This is a genomic window from Tardiphaga sp. 709 (assembly GCF_032401055.1).
In the GTDB taxonomy this organism is placed as follows: domain Bacteria; phylum Pseudomonadota; class Alphaproteobacteria; order Rhizobiales; family Xanthobacteraceae; genus Tardiphaga.
Genome location: NZ_CP135529.1, coordinates 3,895,270 through 3,907,198, shown reverse-complemented (window position 1 = coordinate 3,907,198; position 11,929 = coordinate 3,895,270). Strand labels below are relative to the sequence as shown.

The window sequence follows — 11,929 nt, the reverse complement described above, 5'->3', positions numbered from 1 at the left end:
GTCTAGGCGAGCGATGGAGGCTCATATCCCAACTGGTCGGCCATCCGCACGATGTCAGCGAGCGAGTTCGCCCGCATCTTACGCATCATCGTGCCGCGGTGGAGCTTGATCGTGGCCTCGCTCAGGTCCAGCGCAGCCGCAATCTGCTTGTTCATCAAGCCGGCGGCGACATGCGCGAACACCTCACGTTCCCTGACCGTCAACGTCTCGAAATCCGCCTTGAGGCCAGCGATTTTCTCGGCCGCCTGCTTCATTGCACGATCGCGCTTCACGGCCGTCTCAACCGCAGCGAGAAGATCCATCGCGCGAACCGGCTTGGTCAGGAATTCGATAGCGCCGGCCTTCATCGCCCGCACCGACATCGGCACATCGGCAAAGCCGCTAATCACGATCACCGGCGTTGTGACACGCAGGGCAGCCAGATCATCGAGAAAATCGAGACCGTTGCGGCCGGGCAGATGCACGTCGAGAACGATGCAGCCAAATTTGTCCCGGTCGTCTTTGGTCAGGAACTCCTGCGCCGAGGCAAAGCACTCGACCTGAAGACCGACAGAGCGCAGCATGCCGTCCAGGGCCTCGCGAATACCCTTGTCATCGTCAATAACGGCGACAACTGCGGTGACTGGCTCCGGGTTTGCGATCACGGTGCCACCTGCAGCGTATGTGGCGGCAGCGTGAAGCGAAAGCGCGTGCCAGTGGGCACGCGTGGCTCCGCCCAGAGCCTTCCGCCATGGGCATCGATGATGGAACGGCAGATCGACAGCCCCATACCAATGCCATCCCGCTTGGTCGTGAAGAACGGATTGAAGATCATATCGAGATGATCGGGGTCGATACCCACCCCCGCATCTTTGACGGTGACGCAGACCTCTCCCAGTGGGTCCATCGCCGACACAACAGTCACACGCCGTTGTAGATTCTCCGATGAATTGATGGCATCCGCCGCGTTGGATACCAGGTTCAACATTACCTGTTGCAGCTGCACCCGATCACCAATGATCGATGGCTGGTCGGGCTGAAGATCGACTTCCAGCGCAATCCCCCGCCGCGACAGTTCCGGCTGCACGATCGAGAGGACGCCTTCGATCATCTCGTTCAGGTCGAGCTCTTCGAACACCACCGGTGCGTTGCGCGCAATCGCGCGGACGCGCTGGATGATCGCTCCGGCGCGATGCCCCTCCGCGATGGCCCGCTCCGCGGCAGCGCGGGCTTCGCCGACATTGGCCTTCTCGCCCTTGAGCCATTGCACGCAGGCCTCGGCATTCATGACAACGGCCATCAGCGGCTGATTGACTTCATGCGCAATGGACGCGGTGAGCTGCCCCATCGTGGTGATCCGCGACATGCGCGCCAGCTCCGCATGCGCCACCTGAAGCGCCGCCGTGCTCTCGCGCAGCTTGCGGTCGGCGCGGTCCTTGTACAGGGCCATTTCGATCACGGTGCGCAGTTGCAGATCCTCGAACGGCTTGAGCAGATAGCCGAACGGCTCGGCCTGACTGGCGCGCCGAACCGTCTCGTCATCGGCATAGGCCGTGAGGAACACTACCGGGATCTGGCATCTGGCGCGGATCTGCCGGGCGGCATCGATGCCGTCTATCTCGCCTTCCAGACGGATGTCCATCAGCACCAGATCGGGGCGATTGCTGATCGCAAGCTCAACGGCCGCCTCGCCGCGGGCGGTCACCCCGATCACGGAATGACCGATCCGGCCGAGCTGCTCACTGATATCGCGGGCAACGATGCGATCATCTTCGACCACCATCACGCGGGCGCGCGTTGTCATGGCGCAAGCCTCGCGCTACGGCCAGCCTGGAATGTAAGGGTGCAGGTGGTGCCGCCGGTGCGATCAACCGAGAAAGTGCCGTGCAACTGCTCGACCAGATCGCGCACCAGCTGCAGACCGAGTGATCTGGTTTCGATGAAGTCGAACTGCTCGGGCATCCCGATGCCGTCATCCGCCACGGTCAGAATGCATGTCCCGTCGTCGCGGCTGCCGAACCGAACCTTGATATATCCGCTGCGTTTGCTAGGAAAGGCGTGCTTGAACGCATTGGACACGAGCTCGTTGATGATAAGGCCGCAGGACACCGCGCGATCCATATCCAGCGTGACGTCATCACTTTCGGCCGTGATCTCGACGCGAGCCCGCCCATAGGCGCGGCGCAGATGCGTGCACAGACTGAGCACATGGGTCTGCATCTCGATCTCAGCGAAGTTGCCGGCACGATAAAGGTTTTCATGCACGAGTGCCATCGACCGCACGCGGTTGCGGCTGTCCGCAAACAGAGCCGCGGTGATCGGGTCGCTGATGCGCGACGCCTGCAGATTCAGGAGACTGCTGATGAGTTGCAGGTTATTCTTGACGCGGTGATGCACTTCCTTGAGCAAGGCTTCCTTCTCGTTCAGCGATGCTTCCAGTCTTTCCCGCGCAGCGTTTCCGGTTGTGATGTCCATCATCGCGCGGCGGAGCTCGAGCTGGTTCATGATCTGCCGCGCGAGCGCCTGCAGCGTGAAGCGCTGGCGTGTCGACAGACCATCCGGGCGCGGCGTGTGGTCCAACACACAAACGGTACCGATCGGCAGGCCATTCTGTGTTTCCAGCAGCGCGCTGGCATAGAAGCGGAGCCTGGGACCCCCGCTCACCAATGGATTATTCTGGAAGCGTGTATCCGAAGACAGATCGGAGATCACGAAAAGATCCGTCTGGCGGATCGCCTGCGCGCAGATCGAATGATCGAGCGGCAGTTCCCGATCGCCGCGCCCGATACCGGTAAGGGTCCAGTGCCGGTCGCCATCTATCAGATTGATGGCCGCGATCGGCGCATCGCAGATATCCGATGCGATCTGCACAAAGTCTGCGAAATCCACATCAGATGCAGAATCGAGAATATCGTATCGATGCAAGGCCGCGATGCGATCGCGTTCATTCCACATGTCAGGCACTTATGTCGGCGTCATCCGAACCATCACGCCAAAACGGGGACCGATGGCGGGCGATCGCGTAACCTATTCTGCGGCGGCACAAAATGAAACTGCCTCCGCGTGGCCAGCGGGGCGCCCGATTACCACCCATATCTCAGCTCCAGCCCGAGATAATTGCTGTCATGGCCGCCGGCATTCCGCACGGTATCACCGACAGCATAATGCACCGCCTCAACGGCTCCGGTCAGGTTGGCGTTGAAGACGTAATCCGCCCGAAGCTGCGAATAGACCCCGGTCCAGCGACTGCCCTGCCCGGCCGTGCCCGCAACGGCAACGTTGGGCTGAACATAGACGGCATCGGCAACCGTCTGGCGCCACTGCATGCCGACTCCCGCGGTCACCGTCAGATTGACAACGGGCTTCACCGTCAGTGTCGGCTTGAGATGGATCAGGTTGGCGTAGCCGGTATAGCCTGCCAGCGAAAAATAGTAACCGTTCGGGAACAGCGGATTGAACGTACCGATCGTGTTGTCACCCGCACGCCCGTCACCTGACGCCGCATCCGCCTGCAAGCCGATCCTTGGCGTCCATGCGACGTTAGAGAATGTGTGACCGGTGCGGGCGCCCAATGCCCAGGCTTCGATGTCCTTAGCGCCGACATGGCCGGTCTGCCCCATCGCCTCGAGATCCCAATCGAAGCCATTGGCATTGCCGGCAAAGCGGACGTCGAAGATGTGCCGCGTCTCTTCGCCCAGGGCGTCGAGATAACGCGCCGATGATCGCTCGAACAGCGAGTAGTAGCCGGAGAGTTCGTTGTCGCCGAAAACCTTGCGTTCGATACGCGCCGTGCTGAAGCGGAAATTCTGGCCGGAGAAGTCATCGAACACATCGCCAAAGCGATATTGCACGGGCTGACTGACAAAGCCGATGAAACGCCACAGCCCGGTCTCGTAATCCGCCCACATCGCATCGAATGACTGCCGCACATTCGGTCCGTCACGCGACGACACGAAGCGCTGCAGATCGAAGGCAAAATCCTGCCGGCCGACGCGCGCCTTGAAGATGCCGCCACCCAGCGCGCCGCTATAGGCGATGAAGGCCAGTCTCAGATCGAGCTGGTTCTGGTCGACCGGCGAGATACTCGCCTTGTCGATGGTTCGCACGTCCTCGAGCTGGGTGAAGATCTGCCAGTTCTCGTTTAGCCGAATATCAACATGCATCTGCAGCCGCTGCAGCAGATAAGAATCGCCACGCGTATTGCCGACGCCGAAATTCGGTGCATCGTTGAACTCGAACCGCTCGCGCAGATTGGCACCAAGCGATACATAGCTTTTCGGATCGGTGACAAAGAGCGGAATATACTTCAGCGCGTCGAACGGCTCGGTCCGGAGCGCCGGATTGGCGAGCGCGGACCAGTCTTCCTGCCAGCGATTGGTGAGAACCTTCGGGCGTGACGGCGTTACCGCTGAATCGTCGGCATGCGCGAGCGGCAGCAGCGCCGCGCTGAAGGCCAGCGCGGTCGCGGCTGCCCAGGCCTTACTTGCCGACGGCAGAGTGAATCTCGGCAACATAACCTCCGGGGAACTTTACCAGCGCGGCGCGGCGTGCATCCGCGACATAGGGCTCGACCAGCACCGCGGCTCCGGCGGTCTTCGCCTTGGCCAGCGTCTCGTCGAGCGACGGCACTTCATAGCCGGTCAGCTCATGGCCATAAGGATAGGGGAGCACGCCGTCGGTCACCAGCACAGTCATCTTGCCGAACTTCGACGTGATGCGAATCCGACGATAGGTATCGTTGGGGCGGCCGATCTCGATGCCCGGCGCCTTCGCCGTGTCGGAGACAACGCTGCCTTTCGAGAAAGCAACAAAGCTCTTCACGAACTGGTCGGCCCGGCCCGCCGGCACGTAGACGCGATTTTCTGGGACCGTCTGCAGCTCCGGATAGGACGGAGCCGTCGTGTGCCAATAAAGCTGCATGTTGATACCGCCCGGCCATTGCACCACGACATCGCGGCCGATCGGATCCGGGAATGTCTTGACCAGCACATCGGCGCCCGCGCCTTGCGCGGCTTTGACGGCCGCATCGATATCGGTGACGAGATAGCCGGTGCGCTCATGACCGAACGGATAAGGGATCGGCGTCTTGAATCCAAACACCGAGACCGACCCCGCCGGGGTCAGCAGAAGCTGCGATGTCGTGCTGCTTGGCGTCGGCGTCACCGTCGCGACCACCTGTTTGGTGCTCTTGCCGCCAAAGGTCGCGATGAAGCTTTCGACAAAGCGATCGACCTCGTCCGGCGCAACATAGACATGCGTCGTGTCATATTGCGCGCCGACGGCAAAGCCGGCCCTCACCGGCGCCTCGCGCGCCCATGTATCTTGCGGCGCGGCCAATAGCAACGCGACGGAAACAATAGCGGCGGTGAATTTGAACAAACGCATCATGGCAGTCCTTGTGGCGACTAGTGCTGGTTGACCAGTTCGAGCTTCGACATCGGGTTTTTCAGATCCAGCGTCAGAAAATGCCGGACCACGGGGGCGGCGGGCCCGATGTGATATTGCGTCATCTCGCGCTGCACATCGGCATCAGCCTTCGAGACGCGGTGATGCTGCCGCAGATGCTCCGCCCATGATTCCACAAGGAACCATTCGACGATCTTCTCCGGATCGGCCGCATCCTCGGTGATGCCCCAGCCATAAGCGCCATCGCGACGACGCGCTTCAGAGAGGCGCTTGAGCCCGGTGAAGAACGGCGCGCGGTTTTGACGCGCGATTCGGTACTCAATCAGGATCAGGACGGGGCCGCGGTCATGTTCGACCTCATCCGACGTCAGCGGCTCCGGCCAGTAGTTGGACGGCGCGAGATCGGCTTCACCTGTCGGCAGCTTCACCCGGTGCATGATGAAGGCGGCGACGGCGAGACCGCATGCGCTAACCAGCAGTGTCGCCGGTAGGCTCAGCGCTTGGGCCACCGCGCCCCAGCCAAGGCTTCCAGCAGCCATGGCACCATTGAACACCATCAGATAGACGGCGAGACCGCGACCACGCACCCAGTTCGGCAGCACCGCCTGTGCGACGCCACTGAACGTCGTCAGCGCCGTGATCCACGCAGAACCGAGCAGCAGCAGAACCGGCAACGCAACCCATTTCGGCGGCGCGAAGGACAGTACAGCCATCACGCACGCCGATAGCAGCGCGGCGATCAGCAGCAGCACGTCGGAGTCGAGCTTCGCGCGGAGCTGCGGCAGCACCAGCGCGCCACCGATCGCGCCCACGCCAACCGCACCAAGCAGCACGCCGTAAAAACTGGCATCGCCACCCAGCAGATTACGCGCCACCAGCGGCAGCAGCGCCCAAATCGAGCTGGAGAATGCAAAGAAGATCGCTGCCCGCAGCAGCACAATATGCAGTTCACGGCTGGAACGTGTGTAGCGTAACCCCGCCCGGAACGCGCCGAAGAACTTCTCCGATAACACGTCGTTCTCGGCCTTGGCGCGCGGCCACCACAGCAATGCTACGATGACGAACATGTAGCTGATGACATCGGCGCCATAGGTGACGGCGGCGCCGAATGTCGCCAACAGGATACCGCCTGCCGCAGGACCGATCGAGCGCGAGACATTGATGCCCAATGAATTCAGCGCGACCGCACTCTTGATGTCCTGTCGCGGCACGAGCTCCGGCACGATCGCCTGCCATGTCGGCCCGACCAGTGCCGCCCCGACCCCGCCAATGAAGGTCAGGCCGATCAGCAGATTGACCGTCAGCAGCCCGTAATAGGACAGCATCATCAGCGTCGCACTCACCAAGGCGAGCAGTACCTGCACCGCGATCAGGAATTTGCGGCGATCGAGAATATCGGACAGCACCCCGGCGGGGATTGCAAACAGGAAGATCGGAAGCGTGCCCGCGGCCTGGATCATGGTGACCGCTGCGGGCGCTGCCGACAGATCAGTAACGAGCCAGGAGCTCGCCACGTCGCGCATGAAGCTGCCGGTATTGCCCATCACCGTCGCGACCCAGATCACCGCGAAGATGGATTGGCGGAATGGCGCGAAGGCGCTGGTTGCCTTGGCCGGCTCGGCGGCTCCGCTCATGGTTTTGCCTTCCTGGCGCGGTCATTAAGGTCATGCCATGCGACGAACAGGAAGCCGCCGCACAGGCCGATATGTTCGAAAAACGAATTGGCGCTCATAAAGCGCTCTGGTGGGGCCAGCTCCCAGAACCGATTCGCCAGAAATGTCGCCATCAACGTAAAGCCTGCCAGCGAGAGTGCACCGAGCCAGCGCAACACGCCACCGAGAATCAATAGCGAGGCAACCAGTTCGAGCCCGATCGTCGCCAGCGCGAAGGGCGCTGCCGGCTGCAGTCCGAAATGGTTCATCTCGGCAATCGCTCCCGGAAGGTCGAACGCCTTCACCAGCCCACCTTGCAGATAGGCCGCACACAGGCAGAGCAAACACAGCCAATGCACAAAGGGCGCACCGATCACGCGACGCGCGAGATTCGTGATCATACCGCCCAGCACGCGCAGCCGAGTGCGCCCCAGAAGCTCTTGAGATCGGCGATCGGCAGCTTGCTGGACCATGCGGTGGCATGATCATGGCCATGCACGCCGCATGAATTCGCGCAGCCGCAGCTCATCGCCATCTTCTGCGCGACGACCTGTCCATTTGCATCGGGAGCGGCCCACGCGCCATAGCCACCAAAGGTGCGCACCGGCGACCAGTCCGGCATGGCTGGCGGCGGCGCATTCTCGTCGAGCTTGGCGAAATCACTGACGGCATAGACAACCTTGCCGCCGACGATTGTCAGTACTGCGCTCGTGTCGGCGATCTCATTCTCCGCGCAGGAGAAGAAGTCACGATCGGGTACGACGATATCGGCGAGCTGGCCGACCTGGATGCGGCCCTTTTTGCCTTCTTCATTCGAGAACCACGTCACGTTTTCGGTCCACATCCGCAATGCCGTCTCGCGATCGAGGCAGTTGCGTTGCGGATAGAGCTGCATGCCACCAACGGTGCGACCGGTAACCAGCCAGGACAGCGACACCCAGGGATTATAAGACGCAACGCGCGTCGCATCGGTGCCGGCGGAAACCTTGACGCCCTTGGCGAGCATCTTCGACACCGGCGGTGTGGCCTCCGCCGCGCCATGGCCGTAACGCTCGACGAAATATTCGCCCTGATAGGCCATGCGATGCTGCACCGCGATGCCGCCGCCAAGCGCCGCGATACGGTCGATGGATTGATCCGAGATCGTTTCGGCGTGGTCGAAGAACCAGTTCAGCCCTTTCAGCGACATCTCCTGATTGACGCGCTCGAATACATCCAGCGCGCGGCTGATGGTCTCATCATAGGTCGCATGCATGCGCCACGGCCATTTGTTTTGCACGAGAACGCGAACGACCTCCTCGAGCTCGCCTTCCATCTCCGGCTCCATATCAGGACGTGGCTGGCGGAAGTCCTCGAAGTCTGCGGCAGAGAACACCAGCATTTCGCCGGCGCCGTTGTGGCGGAAGTAGTCGTCGCCCTGCTTGTATTTGGATGTTTTCGTCCAATTGAGGAAGTCGTCCTTCTCGCCCTTCGGCTTCTGGGTAAAGAGGTTGTAGGCCAAACGAATGGTCAGCTGATTCTCGTCATGCAGTTTCTGGATGACGGCATAATCTTCGGGGTAGTTCTGGAGGCCGCCGCCGGCGTCGATGGCGCCGGTGACGCCGAGGCGATTGAGTTCGCGCATGAAGTGGCGGGTCGAGTTGACCTGATAGTCGAAGGGCAGCTTCGGTCCCTTGGCCAGCGTTGCGTACAGAATACCAGCATTGGGCTTGGCCAGCAGCATGCCGTTCGGATTTCCGTTAGCATCGCGAATGATCTCGCCGCCCGGCGGGTTCGGCGTGTCCTTGGTGTAGCCGACCGCGCGCAGCGCAGCACCGTTGAGCAATGCACGGTCATAGAGATGCAGCAGGAACACCGGCGTATCAGGCGCGACGGCATTCAGTTCGTCGATCGTCGGCAGCCGCTTCTCGACAAACTGATGCTCAGTGAAGCCACCGACCACGCGCACCCATTGCGGCGGCGGCGTGATGGCGACCTGACGCTTCAGCATGTTCATGGCATCGGAGAGCGAGCGCACGCCGTCCCAGCGAAGCTCCATGTTGAAGTTCAGACCACCGCGGATGATGTGCAGATGGTTGTCGATCAGGCCGGGCAGCACGCGCTTGCCCTTGAGGTCCACGACCTTCGTCTTCGGTCCCGCCAGCGGCAGGATGTCCGCGTCATGGCCGACATAGGTGAAGCGTCCATCCTTGATGGCCACCGCGCTGGCGACGGGATTGGAGCGATCGAGCGTCGTGAACAGGCCACGATGGAGAATGAGATCGGGGGTCTGCGGCTCGGTCATGGGGAGCTCCTTCGGCGGTCGTGAATTGAACGGTCGACGTGATCGTGATGCGTCTGCCGGCGACTAGCCACCGGCGGGCGGCTGCGGCGTTATGTCGCCAGCGACACGCGTATCGGAGCGCTGGCCCTTCGGCAGATGGCCGAACATGTGTGGCTTCACCTGCTCGAGCCAGGACTGCACCACCGGCTCCTTCTGCCAGAGCGTGCGCACCAGCGGCGGCAATTGCTCGCCAACGAGAATGCCGAGCAGGCCAACCAGCGCCACCACCGGTGGCGCCGGAGAGCGCACATTGATCAGACTGTAGATGACGCCCACCAGCAGGCCTGCGCCCAGCGAGATCATATGTGCTTTCATATCGTTGTCCTCGGTAGTGTGACCTGACGGCTTACTTGGCCGAGCCGCCTTCGGAGGCGTGCTCACCAAGCGCCCACTTCGAGAAACGGATCTGGATGCCGTAAGGCGAATGTGCACGCTGGATGTCCATCATGCCCTCATAGGTCTCGCTGCGCGCCCAATCCTGCTGCAGCTCATAAGCATATTGCGAGGACGTGATCGGCACCGCGCCAGCCTGGATCGCGCGCTGCATGGCGCGCTCATGCGCTTCCGGCGAGAGATCGCCGCAGGCGTCGGCAGCAATGTAGATCTCAAAGCCTTCGCGCAGCATGTCTAGGGTCGGAAAGATCACGCAAGCCTCGGTCCACAAGCCCGCGATGACGAACTTCTTGCGGCCGGTGGCGGCAACGGCCTTTCGGAAGTTGGCATCGAGCCACGAATTCATTGAGGTGCGATCGATGATCTCCTGTCCCGGAAACAGCGACACCACCTCGGGGATGAATGGGCCCGAAAACGACTCCGCCGCGACGGTGGTGAGAACGGTTGGAATCTTGAACAGCTTCGCAGCTTTTGCAAGAATCTGGACGTTGTTCAATGTGACAAGACGATCATGCGACTGGACACCCTGGAACATCGCGGGCTGAAAATCGATCAGCGCGATAGCGCTATTCTGCGGGGTCAGCATTTCCTGAAATGACATTCGAATTCTCCATGAAAGAGTTGTGACGGCTTCGCTCATGTCCGCAAAATGGCAGCTCTTCTGCTGATCCGTACGCCGACACCGATCAATTCGTCGATCAGGAGACCACGGGCCACGAAGCCACCACGCGGGATAACCCGGGAAGAAACCACGGTCTTGTCTGGAAGTCATCGGCATTGAACGATCGGCCACCACGCGGCGTTCCGAACGCTTCTCCGCGGCCTGACTTGCACCCCTCTGCTATGCTTCGGAAACTATGTCGATGCATGCAGCCGTGCATATCGATGCGCCGACGTAGGCGCATAAGATCGTGAGCACCGCCGATCTTGTTGCCGCCATCAGGAGCGAAGCAAGATAGGCTTGGGCCTGTCGCCGTCCTTGCCATGTCGATGGCCGAGCCGACGCTGAAATAGTACGGTATGACCTCTCCCGGACAGCGGCCGAGATAGATCATCTTCAGCGCGTCCGGCCATGCGAGCGATACGGTGCAGCCGCTCGCGGTCGCCAACCGCTGTAACTGCTCGTGGGCAACGGGCAGAACTCTCATGTTGCGCAGTAGCGAAAACACCAGCGTCAGAACACGCCGACGCAACTGATATTTGCCACCAACGGGTTCGTAATCGAGGTAACCCGCAGCCACCAAAGCTCGGGTCAGCCGGGACACGGTCGGCTTCGGAAGGTACTCGACGATACTCCCAAGACAATCTCGGAGAAGCCTGTCGAACGCGCTTGTATCGACCGTTTGCGCCGAGACGGGACAATCCCATAGGGCGGAACCCTCGCGGTCGTTGCGTGGACGCACTACGAAGCCCACCATGAAATGTTAGATTCCAATCATGGTTCTACGCGGAATACTCGTGCGGCAAGCCGCCCCTTGGCAGCACAGACCCACGATCATTCGCGCGAGAACTCACGGTGACCCAAATGCGGCACTGCTGCCGGAGGCCTCTCGTCTACTGCGACTTTCTGAATGCTTGGCCGATCTCATTGACCTAGCCAGGCTAGGCGCGTCTCAATACCGTTGCAGACGGATTTCGCCGGCTCAAATTAAGCCGGCTCGACCTTAAACAGACAATGATCGTGAGCGCCTTCGGCCTCGCAATAGACCTCCTGCGCCCGCAACCTGACCTCACGACCGGCACTTGCGGCAACATATTCGAGCGAGCCCTCGAGCCAAGACGCAAACATGTAACACACCTTGCGACCACTGTTGCGGCGCTCGCCATCAACCATTGCCGAATTTCGCAAGCGCACTGTCGCCGTCCCTGCTTCCGGCGACACGTCGAGGACGTCGAACTGGCCCCATCCGCGCTGCGTGATGCGGCGCATATAGTGACGGAACACATCGACGCCGGACATGCCGTGAAATTCGGCTTCCTTCTCGCACCAGTAATAGGCCGAGCGATGGCCGGCCGGTCGCAGAATGCGCTCGAGTTCCTCAGCGCCCACTGCCGCCTCGATGGCAAAGTGGTTGTTCATGTAAAAATGCTGCGGCACCAAGATCATATTGGTCGCGTCGACCGACCAACGCCCGGTCTGGTCATCGACATTGATGTCAACCTGCGGCTTCCCCAT

Annotated in this window: 12 protein-coding genes; all 12 read right to left on the bottom strand. The window is 61.2% G+C overall.

Annotated elements, in window-relative coordinates:
• Positions 1-2: 2 nt before the first annotated feature.
• The 12 genes from RSO67_RS19115 to RSO67_RS19060 all read right to left on the bottom strand — a co-directional run bounded on the left by RSO67_RS19115 (position 3) and on the right by RSO67_RS19060 (position 11,929).
• Positions 3-563, bottom strand: coding sequence for a response regulator transcription factor (locus RSO67_RS19115; RefSeq protein ID WP_315844305.1), 561 nt, complete (start codon positions 561-563; stop codon positions 3-5).
• Between the two features lie 77 nt (positions 564-640).
• On the bottom strand, positions 641-1,783 hold the full coding sequence (locus RSO67_RS19110; RefSeq protein WP_315840122.1) for a sensor histidine kinase: 1,143 nt from the start codon (positions 1,781-1,783) through the stop codon (positions 641-643).
• Entirely contained in the window at positions 1,780-2,934 is a 1,155-nt protein-coding gene (locus RSO67_RS19105; protein WP_315840121.1) for a histidine kinase dimerization/phosphoacceptor domain -containing protein, read from the bottom strand. The genes RSO67_RS19110 and RSO67_RS19105 overlap by 4 nt, the downstream gene beginning before the upstream one ends.
• A gap of 128 nt (positions 2,935-3,062) precedes the next feature.
• Positions 3,063-4,493 carry an alginate export family protein gene (locus RSO67_RS19100; protein ID WP_410001758.1) on the bottom strand — a complete coding sequence of 477 codons (1,431 nt, stop codon included), beginning with the start codon at positions 4,491-4,493 and terminating at the stop codon, positions 3,063-3,065.
• Entirely contained in the window at positions 4,459-5,367 is a 909-nt protein-coding gene (locus RSO67_RS19095) for a glyoxalase (protein ID WP_410001757.1), read from the bottom strand. Before RSO67_RS19095 ends, RSO67_RS19100 begins: the two co-directional genes overlap by 35 nt.
• 17 nt (positions 5,368-5,384) lie before the next feature.
• The gene (locus RSO67_RS19090) at positions 5,385-7,019 is read right to left on the bottom strand and encodes an MFS transporter (protein ID WP_315840119.1); all 1,635 of its coding nucleotides are present in this window, start codon (positions 7,017-7,019) and stop codon (positions 5,385-5,387) included.
• The gene (locus RSO67_RS19085; RefSeq protein WP_315840118.1) at positions 7,016-7,438 is read right to left on the bottom strand and encodes a DoxX family protein; all 423 of its coding nucleotides are present in this window, start codon (positions 7,436-7,438) and stop codon (positions 7,016-7,018) included. The genes RSO67_RS19090 and RSO67_RS19085 overlap by 4 nt, the downstream gene beginning before the upstream one ends.
• Positions 7,435-9,321 (bottom strand): amidohydrolase, encoded by a 1,887-nt coding sequence (locus RSO67_RS19080; protein WP_315840117.1) that lies wholly within the window; start codon positions 9,319-9,321, stop codon positions 7,435-7,437. The genes RSO67_RS19085 and RSO67_RS19080 overlap by 4 nt, the downstream gene beginning before the upstream one ends.
• Positions 9,322-9,384: 63 nt before the next feature.
• A complete protein-coding gene (locus tag RSO67_RS19075; RefSeq protein ID WP_315840116.1) occupies positions 9,385-9,675 on the bottom strand; it encodes a XapX domain-containing protein in 291 nt (96 codons plus the stop codon).
• Between the two features lie 31 nt (positions 9,676-9,706).
• Positions 9,707-10,354 (bottom strand): hydrolase, encoded by a 648-nt coding sequence (locus RSO67_RS19070; RefSeq protein WP_315840115.1) that lies wholly within the window; start codon positions 10,352-10,354, stop codon positions 9,707-9,709.
• Between the two features lie 97 nt (positions 10,355-10,451).
• Complete coding sequence (locus RSO67_RS19065; RefSeq protein WP_315840114.1) at positions 10,452-11,018, bottom strand: hypothetical protein; 567 nt, start codon at positions 11,016-11,018, stop codon at positions 10,452-10,454.
• Between the two features lie 383 nt (positions 11,019-11,401).
• Positions 11,402-11,929, bottom strand: coding sequence for a DUF5943 domain-containing protein (locus RSO67_RS19060; protein WP_315840113.1), 528 nt, complete (start codon positions 11,927-11,929; stop codon positions 11,402-11,404).